Origin of the sequence: Acinetobacter sp. AR_0276, assembly GCF_003000705.1 — a bacterium.
Taxonomy (GTDB): Bacteria; Pseudomonadota; Gammaproteobacteria; order Pseudomonadales; family Moraxellaceae; genus Acinetobacter; species Acinetobacter nosocomialis.
Genome location: NZ_PSQO01000004.1, coordinates 798,201 through 820,446 on the forward strand (window position 1 = coordinate 798,201; position 22,246 = coordinate 820,446).

The following is a 22,246-nucleotide window of genomic DNA, read 5'->3' on the forward strand; positions in this document are numbered from 1 at the left end:
GGCTTTTTTTATAGCTCTGTTAAAATGATACTGACCTCATCATTCGCAATAAACGATGCAAGAACAATGGAAAACCAACGCACATAACAGACAGTCAATTGTCTCCTTTAGTGGAGGTAAAGACAGTTCTCTTGCACTGTATGATGCAATGCGAACTGGGAATGTAATTGGTTTAATCGTTATGCTGGAAGAACATGGCCAACGCTCCCGTTCCCATGCTATGCCACTTGATATTATTCGAGCACAAGCGAAAGCAATTGGCTTACCCGTGTTTATGGCTTCATCTAGCTGGAATGACTATGAAAGTAAATTCATTAACTTATTGAATGAAGCTAAACAAAAAGGTGCAGAAGTACTGGTTACAGGTGACTTAGATATGCCTGAACATGGTTGTTGGCATGATCGCGTCACTCAAATGGTTGGACTTAAACTAGGCATGCCACTTTGGCTACGCCCTCACCGTGAAGTTGTTGAAGAGTTTATTCAACTTGGATTTCAGAGCATCATTGTGACCGTAAACCTTAAACTCGGGATGAAGGTGGAAGATTTAGGTCAAATGTTATCGCTAGAGTATATACAGGAACTTGAAAACCGCGGAATTGATCCATGTGGTGAGGGCGGCGAATTCCATACCACTGTCATTGACGGCCCAATTTTTAACAAAGCTATTCCTGTAAGAAAACTCGATATTGTTTATCATGAAGAATATGCTTTTCTACCACTTGAATTAGATCGCATTTAACTTTTAAAGGATAAGAAATGTCTGAAAATATTCAACTGCCAAATCAGGTTTTCCCAACTACACACGGCGAAGTGAATTTGGCTGAAATCGATAATGAATGGCTGATTATTTACTTCTACCCTAAAGACTCAACTCCTGGCTGCACCACACAAGCTGTCGGTTTTTCTTGTTTAAAAGATCAGTTTGATGCTTTGGGTGCTCGTATTTTTGGAGTATCACGTGACTCAGTAAAAGCCCACCAAAACTTTACAGAAAAACAGGCACTGACCATTGATCTCATTAGTGATAAAGAAGAAGTGCTTTGTAATCACTTTGATGTCATTAAAGAAAAGAATATGTATGGAAAAAAAGTAATGGGTATCGAGCGCTCTACTTTTATTTTCCATAACAAAACTTTAGTTAAAAGCTACCGTAAAGTAAAAGCTGCTGGACATGCAGAACAAGTTTTAGAAGACTTAAAAGCATTACAAACGGCTTAATAAGCTTGAGCAACAAAAAAGCGGGTTTAAGACTCGCTTTTTTACACGCACATAAATTGCTCAGTCATTTTAATTTGACATATGATAAAAATGTTAAAATAATTCGAACTCAAGCATTATTATGAATCTACTAAAAGTTTGTACTTTATTGCCTTGTAGCCTTGTTACTGCTGCCTGCTCAGTTAACTCATCAAGCATGCCTCTTACACTGAACTCTTCTACACCACAAGTTCAGAAATCATCTATAGAAATAAACTGCCAAGATTTACAAAACCCTGCCTACCAACAAGCTATTCTTAGTACAATCAATCAAATACGCCAGCAATCACGCCAATGTGGTCCGCAGTATTTTTCCGCAACCACGCCGCTGAGTTGGAATAATAATTTATATAAAGGCGCACTTTCTCATAGTGAAGATATGGCGGCACATAACTTTCTTGGGCATGTTGGCTCGACTGGCCTCGATTTAAAGTCACGATTAAAACTTTATAATTCACTTGGTAAAGCCAACGGTGAAAATGTCGCGAGCGGGCAGAAAACTTTAAATGAGGTAATGTCTAAATGGCTATCGAGCCCCCTACACTGTAGCAATTTAATGAATTCAAAATTCACAACTTACGCAATTGCTTGTGCTTCTGACAAAACAGGTAAACAAAAGAGCTATTGGACTCAACAATTTGGTACACGTTAAAAGGAAAAATGATGCAATCAGGTTCTATTACACCAATTTTAAGAATTTTTGATGTTGATTTAGCTCGATCATTTTACCTTGAGTTTTTAGGCTTTCAGCTCGACTGGCAACACCAGTTTGAAGATAACTTTCCGCTGTATTTACAGATTTCAAAAGATGATTGCATCATTCATTTATCTGAACATTTTGGAGATGCAAGTCCGCATAGCGCAATCCGTATTTATTGGGAACATATTTATGAGTTACATAGTGAACTCAGTCAAAAAGATTATAAATTTTCTAAACCTCAGGTTGAAAAAACAGATTGGGAAACGCTAGAACTCAGTATTACCGATCCTTTTTCCAACCGAATTATCTTTTGGGCAGATGCTTAATCTATATTAATTACTCAATTTCATCTAAGTTAGAGCGGTCATCTTGCTCAAAACGTTGTTGAAGTTGTTGGTAAGTACGTGTTTTTTTAAATTCATCTAAAAATTGAATAGTTCCAACAGGAAAAAATTCCGTTTGGATTTCACCACGATAATACGCCTCACGCATTGGTGTTGCTGAAATAGAGTCTTTTAAACTATCCAGCTCCACCATTACCCATTCTGGAAATAATCTTAAATAATAAGATGACTCATCTTTAAAGTGGCCAATTAAACCAACTTTCGAGTTCGGCTCTATCACGCCATTTACCAGTGATTTGACTTGTTTTACCCACTTCTCATCATTATAAACATCGACAACATGCACAAGTCGAATACGCTTTTGCTCATCTAATGAAAAATTAGATAAAATCATTTGCTCTCGTTCAATCGCGAGAAACGGATTTTTAATATTACGTTCCATTTGGGCGGAACCTAATGCCAAAATCACATAACGGCTTTGTTGTAGCGCGATTTCGATCGTTTGCATATGTGCCAAGTGAAATGGCTGAAAACGACCTATAAAAACGAGATAATCAAATGTATACATAATGAGTTTTTCACTTTTTATGAACTCACCAGTTACGCTTATTACAAAAAATATGCGCCATAATGAGAACCTAAAAATCAACAACGTGGTTTAAAGCAAGGATAGTACGATGACACTTAGCTGTATTCAACAACCTCATCAACATTTACAAGCAAATTTAGAAGGTGGCGTACTCACCTTAGCCATAAATCGCCCAGAAGCAAAAAATGCACTATATGGCGAACTTTATTTATGGATTGCCAAAGCACTTGATGAAGCTGACCAAAATAAAGATGTACGAGTAGTCGTTCTACGTGGTGCCGAACATGACTTTACCGCTGGTAATGACATGAAAGACTTTATGGGTTTTGTACAAAATCCGAATGCTGGCCCAGCAGGTCAAGTTCCTCCATTTGTACTCCTTAAATCTGCTGCTAAATTATCGAAACCCTTGATTATTGCAGTAAAAGGCGTAGCAATTGGTATTGGCGTTACGATTTTATTACAGGCAGACCTCATTTTTGCCGACAATACGGCCCTCTTCCAAATTCCTTTTGTTAGCCTTGGGCTTTCTCCTGAAGGTGGTGCAAGTCAATTATTAGTTAAACAAGCCGGTTATCACAAAGCAGCTGAACTACTGTTTACTGCGAAAAAGTTCAATGCAAAAACTGCTCTACAAGCTGGCTTAGTGAATGAAATCGTTGAAGATGCTTATTCAATTGCTCAGGCAACTGCTCAACACTTAACAGCTTTACCACTTGCTTCATTAAAACAAACCAAAGCATTAATGAAACATGATTTAGATCAGATTATTGAATGTATTGACCATGAAGCAGAAATCTTTATGCAACGCGTTCAATCACCAGAAATGCTAGAAGCTGTGCAGGCATTTATGCAAAAACGTAAACCGGACTTTTCACAGTTTAATTAAAAATCAACTTCTATGATTTGAATAAACTCAAAGGCAGGCTCTTCGTAAGGATGGCTTGCCTTTAATGCTTTTGCTACTGCATTTGCCTTTTCTTCAAGCACAATCGTTTCAACACGCCATTCGTCAACTTGCTCAAGTTCACCTAGCTCTCCAATATAAGGATCAGCTCCTTTAACTGGCTTGAATTGCCCTATTCCTTTAACTTGCCAAGCACATTGTTCATAGTTCCCTATCCCACCTGCTCCGGCCGCAAATATAGACTCTTTAGTCGACTCAAGATGTGACTCAGGTACGTAATAAATCAGCTTTAACATGAATAGAATGACTCAAAACTAGTAAATTTGCTTTAAATCATACCTTTTAAGAAGACCACGAATCAAAGTCAGCTCATCATTGCTAGATTATTTGCTCCAATAAAAAGTATTTGTATGGCAAGCGCCAAGCCAAATAAGCGCCAACCTTTATCTCTTGTGTACATCGTTCTTATGTGATTTTTGTTTTTCATCATTTTGATCTCCGATTTTTATCGTTGTTACAGAGAAAGCAAAAATTGAACCAACTTCCTTAAAGTATAATTTAATATAAATTTACCTTAACCATCGAAATATTTTTCTTATTAAATTGTTTTTTGTGTAACTTATCAAATAACATGTTAACAAATATTCAGGCTAAAAAGAAAATGACTAATTCATTCATAAATCAATGGAAGTTTTTTTATCCCAATAAACTTCCAATTTCACATTATTTTCGACAATATTTTTCACAATTTTGGTTCCGAATTCATAGCCTTCCAGAATCAAAAAGATATGCAGATACACCTGCAGAATATGAATTATTATTAAATCGTCATAATCAAATTATTGATGACTGTTTCGATTCTAATGCTTCTATTTTTATTGTTACCGGTCATTATTTCAGCCAAAGCGATAATAATAAAATATATGATCCAACTTTAAGGCTCAAATACGAATTTCATCCAGAAAAAGAAATAAATCTAACACAAGCTAATCCCGAATATTATGATGATGACGAAGAAGATCATTTCTATAGACCGTACTCCATCAATGAAATTTGGAAAAAAAATGAACACAATGATTTATTAAAAAAGATCGCCAACGATGAGGTTCGAGCCTTTATGATTTCTTTTGAGCAAAATATAATTATTGCTCCATATGATGGTGGCATTGATCTTATCATCTTTAATGACGCCAAAAGGAATGAGTTAATAAATAAGTATCAAGATTGGCTTTCACCACGAGCTGATGGATTATAGAACTTTAGGAATATTAAATAACACATCTGTAATCTCTAAAGATTTTGGAGATAGATTTAATGAGAAATTATAATTCCCTATGAGTGGATGATCTTCTATTGGTAATGAATCTATATAATTTCTTTGCTTTATCCAATGAGTATGAGCCACACAATATCCATCATTGTATCTTGAAAAAGTTCTTGTATATGAATCAACAAGAATTACTCTAACCTGGAAATAATCACCATATAAAGTACCTGCTGATATTTTATGATCTTTATCAAATGCAATTTTTATGACGGCCTCAATCAAATCCTCTCTTTTTTTCTTATGAATTGCTAAATAATCATCTAGATAGCTCGAGAATTTATTATTTACTTGCTTCAAAAATTCATCATTTATGAAAGAGTTACGATTTAATAGATCAAATGTTAAGGAAAACTCACCTAGTGAAAAACAATGTGTATACAAAACACCGATTGCCCAAAAACCCTCACAATCATGATAACGATTAACAAACTTATCTAGTAATACAGTTGCTGTATCTAATAATCTTTTCTTCATTTATCTAAAGACAATAATATAGAAATAAAACTTTTATCATAATTAATCAAAGATTTGCATTATCTACAATCTTTAACTGCCTCTTCTCATATACGGTCATCATAAATGCTAAACCACATAAAATGACAAAACCGCAAGTCATTGGAATTAATGTGCCGTTATATAATTGCCCAATAATAGAGGCAAGAATAAGTGACAAAACGGAGGACGCTGCACCAATAATAGCCGATGCCATGCCGGCAACATGCCCCATTGGCTCCATTGCAATCGCATTTAAATTACCAAATAGAGTTCCAAATAATAAGAACAAAATGCAGGCGTAAAGCATGAACATCCAAAATGCTACAGTCACACCTATAAGTTGAATCCCTAAGAAAATGACTGAAATTAAGCAAAGACCGAGAAATCCATAAATACAGATTGGACGCATACCAAATTTCATGACAATTTTAGAATTGGTAAATGAAGCAATGCCCATTACACCAGCAAGCACAGCAAAATAGGCACTAAATTCTTGCCCAGTTTTACCAAATTGCTGCATAAAAATTTGTTGAGAAGTTCCTAAGTAACCAATAAATCCACCAAAACAAAAGCCTGCACATAGCAAATAGCTCATGGTGGTTTTATTACTCACTACCTCTTTAAAGCCCTCTTGAAATGCTTGTAAACGCATAGGTAAACGTTTTTCAGGAAGTAGTGTCTCTTCTAATCGTAGAGCGACCCATGCCCCAACGACTAGCGCATACGCCATGTATAAAACAAAAATATCACGCCAACCAAAGAAATGAATAATAAGCTGCCCCAGACTTGGTGCAATCGCAGGAGCAACCATAAAGACCATCATGATTAAAGACATAATACGGGCCATTTGAGCACCGCTGTATTTATCTCTAACAATTGAAATAGAAGCAACATAAGGCCCAGAAACCCCAATACCTTGAATGAAGCGTCCTACTAAAAACCATTCAAAACTTTGTGTGGTAAAGCACAATAAACTTCCCAAAAAGTAAATGATGATACCGGTAAATAAAATGCGCTTACGGCCGATTGCATCGGATAGCGGTCCCGCTATAAGCTGACCTATTGTCATACCGGAAAAAATACCAATGATGACCCACTGTGTCTGATTATTATTTTTTAAGTCAAAAACTCGTCCAATCTCACCTAAGGCAGGTAAAACTGCATCTATCGAAAAAGAAACAATAGACATGAGTAATGCCATCAGAAGTGCAAACTCACGGAAATGGATTTTTGAATTCATTTTTCTTCTCTACTATTTATTTTATTCACATTGTACTACATACAAATAAGCCACCTGACGGTGGCTTATTTCAATTTTTATATTATCCAATAAACTTACGTGCATTACGGAACATACGTAACCATGCACCGTCTTCAGTCCACTCTTCTGGACTCCAAGAGTGTTGAATTGCTCGGAAGGTACGCTCTGGGTGCGGCATCATAATCGTTGCACGACCGTCTTTAGATGTTACACCAGTAATCGCTTCCGGCGAACCGTTCGGGTTCAATGGATAATGTTGAGTCGGGTTACCGTGACTATCAACATAACGCAATGCAACTTGATTCGCTGCATTTAAGCTTGCAATATCAGCTTCGCTAGCAACTGCACGGCCTTCACCATGTGCTACAGCAATCGGTAAAATCGAACCTTCCATACCATCTAGTAATACAGAAACAGATTTTTCAACACGAACGTTTACGCTACGCGCTTCAAAAACTTCTGACATATTACGGTGGAAACGTGGCCAGTGTTCAGCACCCGGAATAAGCGGTGCTAATTGTGACAACATTTGGCAACCATTACAGATACCTAAGCTAAACGTACCCTCACGGTGGAAGAATTGTTCAAACTGATCACGTAATTTTGCATTGAATAAAACTGATTTTGCCCAGCCACCGCCTGCACCCATTACGTCACCGTAAGAGAAACCACCACAAGTCACTAAACCTTCGAAATCACTTAGGCTCACACGACCAGCCAGTAAGTCGCTCATGTGTACGTCAATCGTATTAAAGCCAACTTTATCGAAAGCTGCTGCCATTTCAATATGACCATTTACACCCTGCTCACGCAAGATTGCCATATTCGGACGACGGCTATTAATAAACGGTGCTTCAATAGGTTCATTTAAATCAAATGTAGGTTTAGCAATCAAACCTTGATGTGATTTATCAGTAATTAAAGCAAATTCTTGGTCAGCAGTTTCAACGTTATCACGTAAACGTTGGATCTGATGAGATACTTCAGACCAAGCTTGTTGTAACTCTGCACGCTCTAAAGTTAAGCCATTTACAGATAATTGATCGGTGTTATTTACACGACCAACTACAGCAATTGCATCTTTTAAGCTAGAAGCAGCAACTTCTGCTTGTAAAGCTTCCCAATCAGCCGCTTTGATTTGAACCACGGCACCAATTTCTTCTGCAAATAAGCCCGCAGTAGTTTGGTTCTCTAATGCTACACCTAAACGTGAAGCAAACATCATTTCAGCTACAGTTGCAAGTAAACCACCATCACCGATGTCGTGGTAAGCTTGAATCAAGCCACGGTTATTCCAGTCTTGAATTAAAGCAAAGAACGCTTTGAAATCATCAAAACTATCAACATCTGGAGTGACTGAACCAATTGCTTTATATACTTGCGCAAGAATCGAACCACCTAAACGGAACTGACCTTTAGATAAATCAATACGTACAAGTACTGAATTTTCTAAATTCTTAAGTTCAGGCGTTAAAGTCTTACGAACATCAGCTACTGGAGCAAATGCAGTAATTACACCAGTCATTGGAGATGTTACAGCTTTATCTTCGCCGTTTTCATTCCAAGTGGTACGCATTGAAAGTGAGTCTTTACCTACAGGAATCGCAATTCCTAAAGCAGGACACATTTCCATACCAATCGCTTTCACACCTTCAAACAATGCTTGGTCTTCACCTTTTTGACCAGCAGCAGCCATCCAGTTTGCTGAAAGTTTGATATCGCTAATTTGTTCAATGTTTGCACATGCAATATTGGTAATTGCTTCAGCAACTGCCAAACGAGCAGACGCTGCTGGATTCAACAATGCAACTGGCGGACGCTCCCCCATTGCCATTGCTTCACCAGTGAAGCCTTGTAGGCTTGTAGTCGTTACTGCTGCATCTGCAACAGGAATCTGCCAACGACCAACCATTTGGTCACGTGCAACCATACCTGTAATTGAACGGTCACCAATGGTGATCAAGAATGACTTAGATGCAACTGTAGGATTTTTCAATACACGGAAAATGGCATCTTTCAAATCAACTTTTGAAGCGTCAAATTCGTTACCTTTACGTTCAATTGTTTCATAAGAACGTTGCATACGCGGTGTACCACCAAGCATCACTTGCATTGGGATATCAACTGCGTTGTTTTGGAACAATGGATCTTCAACAGTTAAGTGACGAGCTTCAGTTGCTTCACCTAACACGGCAAACGGACAACGTTCACGAGCACAGATTGATTCGAACTGTTCTAAAGACTCTGGACGAATTGCAAGAACATAACGCTCTTGTGCTTCATTTGACCAGATTTCCATTGGGCTCATGCCCGGCTCTAATGAAGGAATCTTACGAAGGTTAAGAACTGCACCTAACTCGTGGTCGTTTACAAGCTCAGGCATTGCATTTGATAAACCACCTGCACCTACGTCATGAATAGATACGATTGGGTTGAAGTCTTCTAAACGCCAGCATGTATCAATCACTTCTTGACAACGGCGTTCCATTTCTGGGTTTTCACGTTGTACAGATGCGAAATCAAGGCTTTCACCCATTGTGCCGCTATCTACAGAAGAGGCTGCACCACCACCAAGACCGATTAACATCGCAGGACCACCCAATACAATGAGCAGGTCACCCGGTTGAATCGCATCTTTTTCTACATGGTCAGGACGGATGTTACCGTAACCACCAGCAATCATGATTGGCTTATGGAAGCCCTTCACTTCACCATTTACGTTTTGTTCGAAAGTACGGAAATAACCATTTAATGCAGGACGGCCAAATTCATTGTTAAATGCCGCGCCACCTAATGGACCTTCAATCATAATTTGTAATGGCGATGCCATACGTGAAGGTTTACCGTAGTTTTCTTCCCAAGGTTGTTCAAAACCAGGAATATTTAAGTTAGAAACTGTAAAGCCTGTTAAACCCGCTTTTGGTTTACCACCACGACCAGTTGCACCTTCATCACGGATTTCACCACCTGAACCTGTTGCTGCACCAGCAAATGGAGAAATTGCTGTTGGGTGGTTGTGCGTTTCAACCTTCATTAAAATGTGAGCAGCCTGGCTCTTATATTTGTAAACAAAATGACCGTTTTCATCTGCTTTCGGATAAAAACGCATAGTGTCATAACCAACAATTACAGAAGCGTTATCTTTATATGCCGATAACACGTCAGTTGGTGATTCTTTATAAGTGTTTTTAATCATTTGGAACAATGATAATGGTTGTTTTTCACCATCAATTGTCCATTCAGAACCGAAGATTTTATGACGACAATGTTCAGAGTTTGCTTGTGCAAACATCATTAACTCGATGTCATTTGGGTTACGACCAAGTCGAGTAAATGCTTCTGTTAAATAATCAATTTCTTGTTCAGATAAAGCAAAACCAAATTCGTTGTTGGCTTTTACTAATGCTTCTTTACCTTGACCTAAAATATCAATTGAATTTAAAGGTTTTGGTGCTGTTTCTGAAAATAGTGCTTTTGCATCTTCAATTTGTGCAAAAACAGTTTCAGTCATACGGTCATGAAGTACTTGTTTTACTTCATTAGAAATTTCAGAAACACCTTTTAACGTAAATAAAAGACCACGTTCTAAACGGTGAACTGGCGTATTACAGTTTTTGAAAATGTCAGTTGCTTTAGAAGACCAAGGTGAAATAGTACCCACACGTGGTGTCACTAAAATCTGAATCTCATCACTTGCAGGTTGACGAAGTTCAAAAGACTCACCGTCATTTAATAATTGCAAAGCAGATTGATGTTGCTGCTCGTTGAGCGCTTGATCAAACAAATAGACCCATTGGCTGTCAAAAGATTGAACAGAACTAATTGACGATAAACGTGTTAATAGTTGAGCTTTCTTAAAAGAAGAATGTGCTGCTGCACCGGCCACGATAAACATGTTGATTTTGGCTCCACGGGCAGGTCTTGTGAACCTTACCGCAATGTGACTTTAGAGAGAGCGCATATTCTACTGTGTCTTGCTAAAATCAGCTAGATGTAGAATCAGTATTCTGTAACCTAATTCTGCAAGAAGTGACGTGTTTTTTGTTCAAAATCATTTTTTTAATCATTCTCACTCAAAATAAATTGTTTCATGTTTATTCAATAACATAATAAAACCTGAACTAAGACAAACTATGTCGCACCACGCTAGTGCTTTTAAGTTTTTTTTGGCATGATCAGGCTTTATAGTTTTGAATAATGATAAATGGAACAAATGCGTTGGTTAGAACTGCTTTCTGCGGTTCGTTTAGGTAGCAAAAAAAGCAGTACAGAGCTGGCTCGTAGCCCATTTCATAAAGATTATGACCGCATTATATTTTCACAAAGTTTTCGTCAGTTAAACCGTAAGACCCAAGTTCACCCTTTAGCACAGCATGACGGTATCCATACCCGTTTAACTCACTCCCTTGAGGTTTCCTGTATTGGCCGTTCCATGGGCATGCTGGCAGCCGAAAAAATAAAAGATGAATTGCCCGTTTGGATTTCTCCTGCCGATGTCGGTGCAATCATTCAGGCAGCCTGCCTTGCTCATGATATTGGCAACCCTCCCTTCGGTCATGCCGGCGAGTATGCGATTCGTGAATGGTTTGACGATGCCTCACATAATGATTTTCTAAAAAAATTAACTCCCGAAGAAGAAGCCGATGTTCGTCAGTTTGAAGGCAATGCTCAAGGTTTACGCTTATTAACCCGTATTGACTACCACCCAGATGATGGGGGTATGCGTTTAACTTACGCGACCTTAGGCGCTTATTTAAAATATCCTTGGCTTTCAAAAACAATAGCTTCTCAAGGTGATCGTCCATCACACCAACGGGCGAAGTTTGGTTGTTATCAGTCTGAAAAAGAAATTTTAAAACAAATTGCTGAACAGCTTGGTCTCATTCAATTAGGTGAATATCACTACTGCCGCCATCCACTCACCTATTTATTAGAAGCAGCAGATGATATTTGCTATGCCCTCATCGACTTAGAAGATGGCATTATTTTAAATATGCTGCACTATCAAGAAGTTGAACCGATTTTCCTCAACTTGATTGCAGATTATGGTCAACCTGAAGAGTTGTCACAGCCGAGCAGTACATGGCAACAAAAAATCTCGGCATTACGTGGCCGTGTTATGAAACGTCTGGTTGATGAAGTCACAACAGCTTTTGCCAAGCATCAGTATGAAATTATTACGGGTCAGCTTCAAGGTAGCCTTTTACAATACTGCTCACCTGATATTGCTAAAGGAATTGAAACAGCCAAAAATCTGGCACGTGAAAAAATATTTGAACATCCACAAAAGTCTGGTTTAGAAATTATTGCTCACCAAAGTTTGCAAACTATTCTTGATGCATTTGTACCATTAACCATGCCGCATAAATCTTTAAGCTTTAAAGAACAACGTTTAATGTCTATTCTTCATTTATACGGTGCTCGCTTTAGCAACAATCACTATAACAATATCATGCAGGTACTCGATATTATTAGTAAGTTTTCAGATCATCAGGCTTATAGCTTGGCGCAAGAGCTACAAGGTAATAAAATCGGCTTGTTTTAAGTTGCCTTAATATAGAAAGAAATACAGCTGGTGTCGTTTTAATACATTTAGAACGACCAGATTTACAGTTATGAATAAGTGAAATTACGCTATGATCGGATGTTTAATTGGCGAAGTGTTTGCCCTAGAAGCCCCAACTGTCTTACTGAATGTAAATGGTGTGGGCTATGAAATTGATACGCCACTTTCAACATTTTGCCAATTACAAAAAGGCCAGAAAGTTACGCTATGGACGCATTTGGTTGTGCGTGAAGATGCTCAGCAGCTTTATGGTTTTAGTGATGCTCAAGAGAAAACAATTTTCCGCACCTTATTAAAAGTAAATGGTGTTGGCCCGAAAATGGCATTAGGTATTCTCTCTACTTTAAGTGTTGAATTGCTAGTACACACAATTGAACATGACGATGTAAACACTTTGGTCAAAGTTCCAGGCGTAGGTAAAAAAACGGCTGAACGTTTAATGATTGAACTACGTGACCGTTTCAAAACCTTGGCTCAAGGCACTTCAACTGTGGCTACCATGCCTCAAATTCAATTTGCTGCAAACTCTCCTGTTGCAGAAGCAGAAGCTGCGCTGCAATCTTTAGGTTATAAACCACTTGAAGCACAAAAAGCTGTAGCTGCGGTTAAAGCCGATTACACTGAATCAGCCGATATTATTCGTGCTGCTCTTAAATCAATGATGAAGTAAATACACTTATGCAAGACCGTCTAATCAGTGGAACAGAAAAACCTGAAGATCATTTTGATCGGGCTATTCGACCGACTTCACTTGCCGATTATATTGGACAGCCAGTTGTACGCGAGCAAATGGAAATTTTCATCGGTGCGGCTCGTGGTCGTGGTGAAGCACTCGATCACACACTGATTTTCGGTCCACCTGGCTTAGGAAAAACCACGCTTGCCAATATTATTGCGCGTGAAATGGGTGGCAATCTCAAATCCACTTCAGGACCTGTTTTAGAGCGTGCGGGTGATTTGGCTGCAATGCTCACCAACCTTGAAGAAGGCGATGTTCTATTTATTGATGAAATTCACCGTCTTTCTCCAGTGATTGAAGAAATTCTGTATCCGGCAATGGAAGATTACCAACTCGATATCATGATTGGTGAAGGCCCTGCTGCTCGTTCAATTAAACTAGATTTACCACCTTTTACGCTCGTTGCTGCCACCACACGTGCCGGCTTACTCACCTCACCTCTACGCGACCGTTTTGGTATTGTGCAGCGTCTTGAGTTCTACTCTGTAGAAGACCTAACTCATATTGTTTCTCGTTCTGCAAACCTCATGGATGTACCAATTACAGTTGAAGGTGCAGAAGAAGTAGCTCGTCGCTCACGCGGTACACCGCGTATTGCCAATCGTTTATTACGACGTGTTCGCGACTATGCACAAGTAAAAGGTACGGGTGAGGTGACTCATGAAATGGCACAACGTGCGCTTGATATGCTCAATGTTGATAAAGCTGGCTTAGATACCCTAGACCGTCGTTATTTGAGCATGTTACTCGAGCGTTTTGATGGCGGTCCTGCTGGAGTTGAAGCGCTTGCAGCTGCTATGGCTGAAGATAGCGGTACACTTGAAGACGTAATTGAACCTTATTTAATTCAACAAGGTTATGTCATGCGTACCGCACGAGGCCGTATAGCAACCAACCAATCTTATTTACAGTTTGGAATGACGCCCCCTGAGCCTAAAAACTAATGAAAGGAAGAGAATTTTCTCTTCCTTTTTTAATTTAACTATTCTTTTTAACTCAAATAAAAGTTGTCTTATCAATAAATTAGCTACTCTATACCTTTTAAGTCTTTATTTATACCTTATTGATTTTTTAATATTTTTAAAAACTGAATTATAAGAAATCTAGATATTAAATCTTATGAACAATAATATTTTAGGATAAGGACATGTACAAAAAAGCCGCTTTACTTCTGCCATTCGCCTTAATGAGTCAACTGAGCCTAGCAGATTGGATCAAAGATGCTGCACAACAAAATGAAAATCAGGTCATTCAGTTAAGACAACATATTCATCAAAATCCTGAACTTGGTAATATGGAATTTAAAACATCTGCACTTGTTCAAAAAGAATTAAAGTCTTATGGCATTCAAGTCAAAACGGGTTATGCCAAAACAGGGATTGTAGGTATTTTAAAAGGAAATAAACCTGGGCCTATTATTGCGCTTAGAGCCGATATGGATGCACTACCTATGGAAGAAAAAAGTGGTGTGCCATTTGCAAGTAAACAAAAAGCAATTTACCAAGGTAAAGAAACCTATGTAATGCATGCTTGTGGACATGATGCGCACACTGCAATGTTATTAGGGGCTGCAAAAATTCTGGCTGCCAATAAAGATAAAATATCAGGTACCGTTGTCTTTGTTTTTCAACCCGCTGAAGAAGGTGGAGCAGATATAGACAATTTCACGCAAGGTGATCAAATCGGTTCAAGAAAAATGATCGCAGATGGAGCATTTAGAGACTATAAACCTGAAGCCATTTTTGGCATACATGTCATATCTGGTATGCAAAGTGGACATCTTTATTATAAAGACGGTGCTATTTTAAATAGTGCAGATCATTTACGTATCCAAGTCAACGGCAAGCAAGTACATGGCTCTACCCCTTGGTTAGGTAGAGATCCAATTTATGCATCGGCACAAATGATTAATAATTTACAAAGCCTTATTAGCCGAAGGACTGATCTCACCCAAGGTATGGGGGTAGTGAGTATTGGTAATATTCAGGGTGGCACAGCAGGAAATATAATTCCTGAACAAGTTAATATGGTGGGGACTATTCGTTCTAATAACGAACAGATACGGGCGAATATCTTAAAAAGTTTACCAGCCATGATAGAGCATAATGCTCAAGCCAATGATGTAACTGCTAAAGTTGAAATTGCGCCCTATGCTCCCGTAACAATGAATGACAAAGCACTGACTCAACTTATTCAACCCACATTACTCAAGGTTGTTGGAGACTCAAAACTTCATGTTTTGGATCATAATGCAAGCGCAAGTGAAGATTTTGCCTATTATGGCAAATTAATGCCTTCATTTTTTATTTTCTTGGGTGCAACACCAGAAAATCATGATTTAACTCAAGCTGCACCAAATCATAGCCCCTATTTTATTGTAGATGATAAGGCCTTAAAAACAGGAACTGAGCTGCATATAAGATTTGTATTCGATTATCCCAATATAGCTAAACAAGTTCAGGCTGCGTGGAAACAGTCTTAACTTAACAATATGCTCATCATAGATGGGTACCGTTTTAGACAACAAAGACAGCCATCGCAATTGAAAGGTTGTGCCATAGGACTTAGTATGCAATCTGCTAAACTGCCCCGTATTTAAAAGCAGATGTATGACTTGAGATAGAACTGATGTTTTATTCAGCAGTCATATTTTAAATATAAAGCTCTATAGTGAACTAAAACGGAATACTCTCATGGCGAATCATTTTGAATTCAACATTCGTGTTTATATCGAAGATACGGACGCAGGTGGTATTGTTTACCATGCCAACCACATTCGCTATATGGAACGTACCCGTACAGAATGGCTCCGCGCTGCTGGTGTTGACCATTACTGGCGTCAAAAAGATTACAACTTTGTTGTTCATAAAATTGATGTGAAATACATGCGTCCTATTTTAATGGATGACTTAATTACTGTTACAGCACGTGTAGTTTCATGTAAAGCTGCGTCATTTGTGTTGCAACAAAATATTTATCGTGGTGAAATCTTGCTTGCTTCTGGCGAGGTTGAATTGGCATGTTTAAGTAAAGAAATGATGCCACGTCGCCTTCCTGAAGAAATACGTGATCTTATTCGTAAAGAATTGGAACAAGACTAAAAAAAGCAACCGGCATATGTAACTATGGCAACAAACATTGAATCAACCCTGCATATTTCTGACCTTATCTTACAAGCAAGTCCAGTCGTCCAATTGGTCATGCTAATTTTATTGTTAGCATCAATCTTTAGTTGGTACTTAATTGCCAAGTTACATATGGGTTATAAAAAAGCACGTCAAGGTGATGAACATTTCCAAAAAATGTTCTGGTCTGGTGCTGAACTTAATACGCTCTATAACAACGCACAACTCAATTCAAAACGCTCAGGCCTTGAGGATATCTTTTATCAAGGACTGAGTGAGTTTTTCAAACTTAAAAAGCGTAACGCGTCTACCTCTCAAACGATCGAAGGCACCGAGCGTATTTTACGTGTAGGTTTAAGTCGTGATCAGGGTACTCTTGAATATGGCCTAGGTACTCTAGCAAGTATCGGTTCTGTTGCTCCATATATCGGTTTATTCGGTACAGTTTGGGGAATCATGAATGCCTTTATCGGTTTGGCTGCCGTTGATCAAGTGACTTTAGCAACAGTTGCGCCGGGTATTGCTGAAGCGCTTATTGCAACTGCTATTGGTTTATTTGCTGCAATTCCTGCGGTATTAGCTTTTAACCACTTTACGGCTAAAGGTGAAAGCGTCTACTCTGACCGCGCACTATTTGCCGAAGAAATGATTGCTTTATTGCAACGTCAATCTGTGGGTTCATCACAGGAAGATGCATAATGGCTATTCAACGTTCAGGGCGCTTTGAGCGCATAAAAAAACCATTAAAAAGTGACATGAACGTCGTGCCTTATATCGATGTAATGCTTGTGCTTTTAGTCATTTTCATGGTGACTGCTCCCATGATTACTAGCGGTATTAAAGTTGATTTACCGCAGGCAAATAATCGTCCAATTGAATCCAAAGATATGCCAGCCATGGTAACCATTGGTAAAGACGGCAATATTTATCTTCAATATCAAGACTACAAAGATAACGAACCACTTTCTCGTGAAAAACTTGAATCTGTTTTAAGTGAAGCACAAAAGCAAGCTGAACAAGAAAACAAACAGCTTACAGTTTTAGTGAATGGTGATAAATCTCGTCCTTATGGCGAAGTCGTATCATTGATGGCAAGTTTACAAGAAGCAGGTTTAACGCAAGTTGGCCTTCTGACAGAGCCTTTAAAATAAGCTATGAACAAAAATCAAAAGCCTCCGTTTAAACAAAATGCAATTGCATTGGGCTTCACACTTGGAGTTCATGCAATTGCTATTGTCGGCTTGCTTTTTTTAGGCTTGAGTAAACCACCTGAACAGCCAAAAAAGCTGACGACTATTTTAGTTAAGCCAGAAGATTTACCACCGCCTTTAGCAAAAGAAGTTGAGCAACAAACCACAGCAGAAAATCAGGCTGAAGAAGTTTTAAGTCCGATTGTGGATGAAAATGTTCCTCAAAATATTCCAGCAGTACCAGTGCCACCTCCTCCACCAACAGCACAACATCTGGTTGCCCAAAAGCAAAAAGCTGAGCAAGCAAAATTAGCTGAGGAAAAACGTAAAGCTGAAGAAGCGGCTAAAGCGAAGCAAGCTGCGGAACAACAACGTTTAGAGGAAGCTCAAAAACAGCAAGCTGAAGCTAAGCGTCAAGCTGAAGCGAAAGCTGCAAAAGTTAAAGCTGAACAAAAGCGTAAAGCTGAAACTGAAGCAAAAACTAAACATGAACAAAGTGAAGCTCGCAAAGCTGCTGAGGAAGCCAAACGTAAAGCTGAGGCTGACGCAAAACTAAAACGTGAAGCAGAAAATGCAAAACTTCAGGCACAGCAAGAAGCAAAACGTAAGGCTGAAGCTGAGGCAAAAGCTAAACATGAAGCCCGAAAAGCTGCGGAAGATGCTAAACGTAAAGCAGCTGAAGAGGCGAAAGTTAAACAGCAGAAAGTAGCTGAGGAAGCCAAGCGTAAAGCTGAAGCTGATGCGAAAGCCCAAAAGCAGAAAGCGGCTGAAGAGGCTAAGCATAAAGCTGAAGCTGATGCGAAGGCCCAAAAGCAGAAAGCGGCTGAAGAGGCTAAGCGTAAAGCTGAGGCTGATGCAAAAGCCAAACAGCAAAAAGCGGCTGAAGAGGCTAAGCATAAAGCTGAAGCTGACGCGAAGGCTAAAAAGCAGAAAGCGGCTGAAGAGGCTAAGCGTAAAGCTGAAGCTGATGCGAAAGCGAAACAGCAAAAAGCGGCTGAAGAGGCTAAGCGTAAAGCTGAGGCTGAGGCAGAAGAAAAAGCTGCATCTGCCAAAAAAGCACAGGAAGAAGCTGCACAGAAAAAGGGTGAAGCCAAAAAAATTGCATCTTCAGCGAAGCGTGATTTTGAACAGAAAATTCGAAATGCTTGGGATATCCCAGCAGGAACATCGGGTCAGAAAGCAACTGCGCGTGTCACTCTCAGCGATAGTGGAGCTGTATTATCAGTTATTGTTAGCTCTAGCAACCCAGATGTTAAAGCGAGTGTTGAAGCTGCGATTCGTTCTGCTGCACCTTACCCAATGCCATCCGATCCTGATGCTCGACGTGAAGCAAGGTCATTCAGTTCAACATTTACTGCAAAATAAGTATATTGTTACATGCTTTAAATAGTTTAAGGCATGTAACTATGTTACAAAATCCACAGTCACAAAAATGCCTTCAATGACTTTAAACCTATGAAAACGACCCGCAAACACCTTCTAGCCTTAACGTTGCTTACAGCATTAAGTCCTCTTGCACCGACAGCTGCCTTTGCTCAATTACATTTAGAAATTGCAAAAGCACCTGATCAGGCGCCAAAAATCGCTATTGTTCCATTTAATAATGACAATGGTCTCTACCCTATTGTTGAGACTGACTTAAACCGTTCAGGCCGCTTTACAAGTTCATCAAAAAATTTACCTGCAAATGCTGCAATTAATCAGATTCAAGCATCTGATTGGCAAGCTGCTGGTATTCCATATGTTGTTACTGGACAAATTAAGCAAACGGCTGATGGGTTTGAAGTTCATTACCAGCTTTATGATGTACAAAAACAGCAATACCTTTTGAATGAATTGCTAAATGTCCCTGCTTCACGTGTGCGCCAAGCAGGACATATGGTAAGTGACGCTATTTATCAAGCATTGACTGGTATTGCAGGTGATTTTAGTGGTCGTATTGCCTATGTACTACGTAATCCCGCAACCCCAGCGGAACGTTACACCTTACAAATTGCTGATACAGATGGTGAACAACCAAAAACTGTTCTCTCTTCACGCGACCCGATTTTGTCTCCAGCATGGACTCCGGACGCTAAAAAAATTGCTTATGTTTCTTTTGAAACTAAACGCCCAGCAATTTACTTACAAGATCTCTCTACAGGAACACGTGAAGTACTGACTAGCTTTAAAGGCTTAAATGGTGCACCGAGCTTTTCACCAGATGGTAAATCAATGCTATTTACAGCATCAATGAACGGTAACCCTGAAATTTATCAAATGGATTTATCAACTCGCCAAGTCAAACGTATGACAAATGACTCAGGCATTGATACAGAAGCACGTTATACACCAGATGGAAAAGCTTTTATTTTCACATCTGACCGTGGAGGCTCTCCTCAAATTTATCGCTATGATTTTGGAGATGGCTCAGTAAAACGTTTAACATTTAAAGGGTCGTTTAATGCTCGTGGAACTTTAAGTGCAGATGGTAAAAAAATTGCGCTGGTGCATCGACCAAGTGGCAGTAACTATAAAGTTGCTATCCAAGATATTAATACAGGCATTGTCAATATTCTTACCCCAACCAGTTTAGATGAATCACCAAGTTTCTCACCAAATGGGCAAATGGTGGTTTACGCAACTCGTGAAGGAAACCGTGGTTTACTGTCTATCATGTCCACTGATGGTCGTTTCCGTATGAATTTACCGAGTGAGCAAGGTGAAGTACGTGAACCAGCTTGGGCACCTAAATAACTTTTTCTTCCATTGATGGAGATGATGATGAAATCAATCAAATATTTGGCTTTTCCTCTACTTAGTGTAGCGCTTGTCATGACAGGTTGTGCGAGCCGTAAACCAGCAACGACTGCAAATGCTGGTACTACAAACCCAAGCACCGTAAACACAACAGGTTTAAGTGAAGATGCTGCATTAAATGCCCAAAATTTGGCAGGTGCTTCATCAAAAGGTGTAACTGAGGCAAATAAAGCTGCTTTAGCTAAACGTGTTGTTCACTTTGATTACGACAGTAGTGATTTATCTGCTGAAGACTATCAAACTCTTCAAGCCCATGCTCAATTCCTCATGGCCAATGCAAACTCAAAAGTTGCATTAACTGGTCATACAGATGAGCGCGGTACGCGTGAATACAACATGGCTTTAGGTGAGCGTCGTGCAAAAGCCGTTCAAAGTTACCTTATTACAAGTGGTGTAAATCCACAGCAACTTGAAGCGGTAAGTTATGGTAAAGAAGCGCCAGTTAATCCAGGACATGACGAATCAGCATGGAAAGAAAACCGCCGTGTTGAAATTAACTATGAAGCGGTTCCTCCCCTATTAAAATAAAACATCTAAAAAATAAACGCCCAAATATGGGCGTTTATGTTTGCATTCTTAATTTAAGAAGATTTATTTTCCTCTTCTTCTGAATGTTGCATTGACTCAATCAAATCGTGCTTATTAAAAGCTTTATATTCAGGTTTTGCTTCATAATCTTTCCAAGCCTCCTGAACACTTTCTTTCGAAATTTCTTCTAAATTGATTGGTTCACCTGCCGTTGGGGTCGCATCAAACTTCTTAGTTGTCATTTCGATTCTCCTAAATATACATTCCTTTGCTATGCAAACAACATACCACGTAAAATGGGGCTTGTAAGCATAAATGCAACACAAATAAAGTAAGATAATTTTTATTTTCCGGCATTCTCATCTAGAATATGCCACGTATTTATTTGACTCATTTTGATGCTTGCGCACAGGAGCGTTTTTTTATGTCCAACCTCACATTGTCCCAATTTTTACAACAAGAAAAAGGGAACCTTACACCTGAGTTGGCCCAAGTTATCGACACGATTGCGACGACTTGTAAAACCATTGACCAAGCCCTACAAAAAGGTGCATTGGCTGGAATTTTAGGTAGTGCAGGTAATGAAAATGTTCAAGGTGAAACACAGAAAAAACTTGATGTGATTTCTAATGACTATTTAATTGATGCTTTAAAAGTTCATCCTCACGTAGGTGGTCTTGCATCTGAAGAACTTGATGATTTTACACCTGCGCAAGAAAACGGCGAATACTTGGTACTATTCGACCCATTAGATGGTTCAAGTAATATTGATATCAACATGTGCGTAGGAACAATCTTCTCGATTCTTCCTGCAAAAAATGCAGTTACACAAGCGCAAGATTTCATGCAAGCAGGTACTCAACAAGTCGCTGCTGGTTATGTGTTATATGGCCCATCAACAATGATGGCTTTAACAGTTGGAAATGGTGTAGCTTTCTTTACTTTAGATCCAGAAACTCAAACATTCTTACTTACTACAGAGAATGTTCAAGTATCAGCAGATACTCAAGAATTTGCAATTAACGCATCTAACCAGCGTCATTGGGAACAACCAGTGAAACAATATATTGAAGAGTTACTTGCAGGTAAAACATCTGTACGTGAAAAAGATTTCAATATGCGTTGGGTAGCATGTATGGTGGGTGATATTCACCGTATTTTATGCCGTGGTGGTATCTTCCTTTATCCATATGACTTAAAAGATCCGAAAAAAGCTGGTCGTTTACGTCTAATGTATGAAGCTAACCCAATGAGTATGCTCATTGAACAAGCAGGTGGTTCATCAACTACAGGCCGTGTTCGTATTTTAGATATTGAACCAACAGAGCTTCACCAACGTGTTCCGGTAATTATCGGTTCTAAAAACGAAGTTGAACGCGTAACAAGCTATCATTAATAATTAAATTATAGAGGGCG

Annotated in this window: 24 protein-coding genes; 17 read left to right on the plus strand and 7 right to left on the minus strand. The window is 39.0% G+C overall.

Annotated elements, in window-relative coordinates; translation table 11 throughout:
• Nucleotides 1-55 precede the first annotated feature (55 nt).
• The 4 genes from CSB87_RS04645 to CSB87_RS04660 all read left to right on the plus strand — a co-directional run bounded on the left by CSB87_RS04645 (nucleotide 56) and on the right by CSB87_RS04660 (nucleotide 2,286).
• A complete protein-coding gene (locus CSB87_RS04645; RefSeq protein WP_031953081.1) occupies nucleotides 56-742 on the plus strand; it encodes a diphthine--ammonia ligase in 687 nt (228 codons plus the stop codon).
• 17 nt (nucleotides 743-759) lie between these two features.
• On the plus strand, nucleotides 760-1,221 hold the full coding sequence (locus CSB87_RS04650; protein ID WP_031953083.1) for a peroxiredoxin: 462 nt from the start codon (nucleotides 760-762) through the stop codon (nucleotides 1,219-1,221).
• A 121-nt stretch (nucleotides 1,222-1,342) separates the two neighbouring features.
• Nucleotides 1,343-1,912, plus strand: coding sequence for a CAP domain-containing protein (locus tag CSB87_RS04655; RefSeq protein ID WP_031953085.1), 570 nt, complete (start codon nucleotides 1,343-1,345; stop codon nucleotides 1,910-1,912).
• An 11-nt stretch (nucleotides 1,913-1,923) separates the two neighbouring features.
• Entirely contained in the window at nucleotides 1,924-2,286 is a 363-nt protein-coding gene (locus CSB87_RS04660) for a glyoxalase superfamily protein (protein ID WP_002052476.1), read from the plus strand.
• 10 nt (nucleotides 2,287-2,296) lie between these two features.
• Here CSB87_RS04660 and CSB87_RS04665 read toward each other — a convergent pair whose 3' ends face one another.
• Nucleotides 2,297-2,872: a nicotinate-nicotinamide nucleotide adenylyltransferase gene (locus tag CSB87_RS04665; protein WP_106105042.1), complete on the minus strand. Its 576-nt coding sequence runs from the start codon at nucleotides 2,870-2,872 to the stop codon at nucleotides 2,297-2,299.
• A gap of 109 nt (nucleotides 2,873-2,981) precedes the next feature.
• Here CSB87_RS04665 and CSB87_RS04670 point away from each other — a divergent pair, with 109 nt between their 5' ends.
• The gene (locus tag CSB87_RS04670) at nucleotides 2,982-3,782 is read left to right on the plus strand and encodes an enoyl-CoA hydratase-related protein (RefSeq protein ID WP_031953087.1); all 801 of its coding nucleotides are present in this window, start codon (nucleotides 2,982-2,984) and stop codon (nucleotides 3,780-3,782) included.
• On the opposite strand, the gene CSB87_RS04675 is transcribed toward CSB87_RS04670, so the two are convergent.
• Together CSB87_RS04675 and CSB87_RS20150 are read right to left on the minus strand one after the other, a co-directional pair.
• Nucleotides 3,779-4,096, minus strand: a complete 318-nt coding sequence (locus CSB87_RS04675; protein ID WP_004707506.1) for an NIF3 1 — start codon at nucleotides 4,094-4,096, stop codon at nucleotides 3,779-3,781. The two genes, CSB87_RS04670 and CSB87_RS04675, sit on opposite strands and share 4 nt — an antisense overlap.
• 68 nt (nucleotides 4,097-4,164) lie before the next feature.
• A complete protein-coding gene (locus tag CSB87_RS20150) occupies nucleotides 4,165-4,290 on the minus strand; it encodes a KGW motif small protein (RefSeq protein WP_031953088.1) in 126 nt (41 codons plus the stop codon).
• 171 nt (nucleotides 4,291-4,461) lie between these two features.
• Between CSB87_RS20150 and CSB87_RS04680 the strand changes: the two genes are divergently transcribed.
• A complete protein-coding gene (locus tag CSB87_RS04680; RefSeq protein ID WP_031953089.1) occupies nucleotides 4,462-5,055 on the plus strand; it encodes a hypothetical protein in 594 nt (197 codons plus the stop codon).
• Here the strand turns inward: CSB87_RS04680 and CSB87_RS04685 are convergent.
• From CSB87_RS04685 to purL, 3 genes are all read right to left on the minus strand, one after another.
• Nucleotides 5,050-5,601: a hypothetical protein gene (locus CSB87_RS04685; protein WP_017398136.1), complete on the minus strand. Its 552-nt coding sequence runs from the start codon at nucleotides 5,599-5,601 to the stop codon at nucleotides 5,050-5,052. The two genes, CSB87_RS04680 and CSB87_RS04685, sit on opposite strands and share 6 nt — an antisense overlap.
• Nucleotides 5,602-5,647: 46 nt before the next feature.
• Nucleotides 5,648-6,862 carry a multidrug effflux MFS transporter gene (locus CSB87_RS04690; protein ID WP_031953091.1) on the minus strand — a complete coding sequence of 405 codons (1,215 nt, stop codon included), beginning with the start codon at nucleotides 6,860-6,862 and terminating at the stop codon, nucleotides 5,648-5,650.
• An 82-nt stretch (nucleotides 6,863-6,944) separates the two neighbouring features.
• A complete protein-coding gene (gene purL / locus CSB87_RS04695; RefSeq protein WP_031953093.1) occupies nucleotides 6,945-10,778 on the minus strand; it encodes a phosphoribosylformylglycinamidine synthase in 3,834 nt (1,277 codons plus the stop codon).
• A 309-nt stretch (nucleotides 10,779-11,087) separates the two neighbouring features.
• Here purL and CSB87_RS04700 point away from each other — a divergent pair, with 309 nt between their 5' ends.
• From CSB87_RS04700 to pal, 10 genes are all read left to right on the plus strand, one after another.
• Nucleotides 11,088-12,428, plus strand: a complete 1,341-nt coding sequence (locus CSB87_RS04700) for a deoxyguanosinetriphosphate triphosphohydrolase (RefSeq protein ID WP_002052941.1) — start codon at nucleotides 11,088-11,090, stop codon at nucleotides 12,426-12,428.
• 91 nt (nucleotides 12,429-12,519) lie between these two features.
• Complete coding sequence (gene ruvA / locus CSB87_RS04705; protein WP_004707498.1) at nucleotides 12,520-13,119, plus strand: Holliday junction branch migration protein RuvA; 600 nt, start codon at nucleotides 12,520-12,522, stop codon at nucleotides 13,117-13,119.
• Between the two features lie 8 nt (nucleotides 13,120-13,127).
• Nucleotides 13,128-14,132 (plus strand): Holliday junction branch migration DNA helicase RuvB, encoded by a 1,005-nt coding sequence (gene ruvB, locus CSB87_RS04710; RefSeq protein ID WP_002052424.1) that lies wholly within the window; start codon nucleotides 13,128-13,130, stop codon nucleotides 14,130-14,132.
• A 203-nt stretch (nucleotides 14,133-14,335) separates the two neighbouring features.
• The gene (locus CSB87_RS04715; RefSeq protein WP_031953095.1) at nucleotides 14,336-15,670 is read left to right on the plus strand and encodes a M20 family metallopeptidase; all 1,335 of its coding nucleotides are present in this window, start codon (nucleotides 14,336-14,338) and stop codon (nucleotides 15,668-15,670) included.
• Nucleotides 15,671-15,881: 211 nt separating this feature from the next.
• A complete protein-coding gene (gene ybgC, locus CSB87_RS04720; protein WP_002052673.1) occupies nucleotides 15,882-16,289 on the plus strand; it encodes a tol-pal system-associated acyl-CoA thioesterase in 408 nt (135 codons plus the stop codon).
• 24 nt (nucleotides 16,290-16,313) lie between these two features.
• The gene (gene tolQ / locus CSB87_RS04725) at nucleotides 16,314-17,012 is read left to right on the plus strand and encodes a protein TolQ (protein ID WP_002052880.1); all 699 of its coding nucleotides are present in this window, start codon (nucleotides 16,314-16,316) and stop codon (nucleotides 17,010-17,012) included.
• A complete protein-coding gene (gene tolR / locus CSB87_RS04730) occupies nucleotides 17,012-17,464 on the plus strand; it encodes a protein TolR (protein WP_002052868.1) in 453 nt (150 codons plus the stop codon). The genes tolQ and tolR overlap by 1 nt, the downstream gene beginning before the upstream one ends.
• A gap of 3 nt (nucleotides 17,465-17,467) precedes the next feature.
• Nucleotides 17,468-18,868 (plus strand): cell envelope integrity protein TolA, encoded by a 1,401-nt coding sequence (tolA, locus tag CSB87_RS04735; RefSeq protein ID WP_031953097.1) that lies wholly within the window; start codon nucleotides 17,468-17,470, stop codon nucleotides 18,866-18,868.
• 90 nt (nucleotides 18,869-18,958) lie between these two features.
• Nucleotides 18,959-20,239, plus strand: a complete 1,281-nt coding sequence (gene tolB, locus CSB87_RS04740) for a Tol-Pal system beta propeller repeat protein TolB (protein ID WP_002052600.1) — start codon at nucleotides 18,959-18,961, stop codon at nucleotides 20,237-20,239.
• A 27-nt stretch (nucleotides 20,240-20,266) separates the two neighbouring features.
• On the plus strand, nucleotides 20,267-20,830 hold the full coding sequence (pal, locus tag CSB87_RS04745) for a peptidoglycan-associated lipoprotein Pal (RefSeq protein WP_002052670.1): 564 nt from the start codon (nucleotides 20,267-20,269) through the stop codon (nucleotides 20,828-20,830).
• Between the two features lie 53 nt (nucleotides 20,831-20,883).
• On the opposite strand, the gene CSB87_RS04750 is transcribed toward pal, so the two are convergent.
• The gene (locus CSB87_RS04750) at nucleotides 20,884-21,072 is read right to left on the minus strand and encodes an NF038105 family protein (RefSeq protein WP_002052586.1); all 189 of its coding nucleotides are present in this window, start codon (nucleotides 21,070-21,072) and stop codon (nucleotides 20,884-20,886) included.
• Between the two features lie 182 nt (nucleotides 21,073-21,254).
• Here CSB87_RS04750 and CSB87_RS04755 point away from each other — a divergent pair, with 182 nt between their 5' ends.
• Complete coding sequence (locus tag CSB87_RS04755) at nucleotides 21,255-22,226, plus strand: class 1 fructose-bisphosphatase (RefSeq protein WP_025466205.1); 972 nt, start codon at nucleotides 21,255-21,257, stop codon at nucleotides 22,224-22,226.
• The last annotated feature ends 20 nt before the right edge of the window (nucleotides 22,227-22,246 follow it).

Bases quoted from the DNA above. Each gene is read 5' to 3' on its own strand.
- pal (WP_002052670.1), top strand. From the start codon at position 20,267: ATGAAATCAATCAAATATTTGGCTTTTCCTCTACTTAGTGTAGCGCTT.
- tolQ (WP_002052880.1), top strand. From the start codon at position 16,314: ATGGCAACAAACATTGAATCAACCCTGCATATTTCTGACCTTATCTTA.
- ruvA (WP_004707498.1), top strand. From the start codon at position 12,520: ATGATCGGATGTTTAATTGGCGAAGTGTTTGCCCTAGAAGCCCCAACT.
- tolR (WP_002052868.1), top strand. From the start codon at position 17,012: ATGGCTATTCAACGTTCAGGGCGCTTTGAGCGCATAAAAAAACCATTA.
- CSB87_RS04715 (WP_031953095.1), top strand. From the start codon at position 14,336: ATGTACAAAAAAGCCGCTTTACTTCTGCCATTCGCCTTAATGAGTCAA.
- CSB87_RS04755 (WP_025466205.1), top strand. From the start codon at position 21,255: ATGTCCAACCTCACATTGTCCCAATTTTTACAACAAGAAAAAGGGAAC.
- ybgC (WP_002052673.1), top strand. From the start codon at position 15,882: ATGGCGAATCATTTTGAATTCAACATTCGTGTTTATATCGAAGATACG.
- CSB87_RS04700 (WP_002052941.1), top strand. From the start codon at position 11,088: ATGGAACAAATGCGTTGGTTAGAACTGCTTTCTGCGGTTCGTTTAGGT.
- CSB87_RS04665 (WP_106105042.1), bottom strand. From the start codon at position 2,872: ATGTATACATTTGATTATCTCGTTTTTATAGGTCGTTTTCAGCCATTT.
- ruvB (WP_002052424.1), top strand. From the start codon at position 13,128: ATGCAAGACCGTCTAATCAGTGGAACAGAAAAACCTGAAGATCATTTT.
- CSB87_RS04645 (WP_031953081.1), top strand. From the start codon at position 56: ATGCAAGAACAATGGAAAACCAACGCACATAACAGACAGTCAATTGTC.
- CSB87_RS04660 (WP_002052476.1), top strand. From the start codon at position 1,924: ATGCAATCAGGTTCTATTACACCAATTTTAAGAATTTTTGATGTTGAT.
- purL (WP_031953093.1), bottom strand. From the start codon at position 10,778: ATGTTTATCGTGGCCGGTGCAGCAGCACATTCTTCTTTTAAGAAAGCT.
- tolB (WP_002052600.1), top strand. From the start codon at position 18,959: ATGAAAACGACCCGCAAACACCTTCTAGCCTTAACGTTGCTTACAGCA.
- tolA (WP_031953097.1), top strand. From the start codon at position 17,468: ATGAACAAAAATCAAAAGCCTCCGTTTAAACAAAATGCAATTGCATTG.
- CSB87_RS20150 (WP_031953088.1), bottom strand. From the start codon at position 4,290: ATGATGAAAAACAAAAATCACATAAGAACGATGTACACAAGAGATAAA.
- CSB87_RS04675 (WP_004707506.1), bottom strand. From the start codon at position 4,096: ATGTTAAAGCTGATTTATTACGTACCTGAGTCACATCTTGAGTCGACT.
- CSB87_RS04650 (WP_031953083.1), top strand. From the start codon at position 760: ATGTCTGAAAATATTCAACTGCCAAATCAGGTTTTCCCAACTACACAC.
- CSB87_RS04685 (WP_017398136.1), bottom strand. From the start codon at position 5,601: ATGAAGAAAAGATTATTAGATACAGCAACTGTATTACTAGATAAGTTT.
- CSB87_RS04750 (WP_002052586.1), bottom strand. From the start codon at position 21,072: ATGACAACTAAGAAGTTTGATGCGACCCCAACGGCAGGTGAACCAATC.
- CSB87_RS04680 (WP_031953089.1), top strand. From the start codon at position 4,462: ATGACTAATTCATTCATAAATCAATGGAAGTTTTTTTATCCCAATAAA.
- CSB87_RS04690 (WP_031953091.1), bottom strand. From the start codon at position 6,862: ATGAATTCAAAAATCCATTTCCGTGAGTTTGCACTTCTGATGGCATTA.
- CSB87_RS04670 (WP_031953087.1), top strand. From the start codon at position 2,982: ATGACACTTAGCTGTATTCAACAACCTCATCAACATTTACAAGCAAAT.
- CSB87_RS04655 (WP_031953085.1), top strand. From the start codon at position 1,343: ATGAATCTACTAAAAGTTTGTACTTTATTGCCTTGTAGCCTTGTTACT.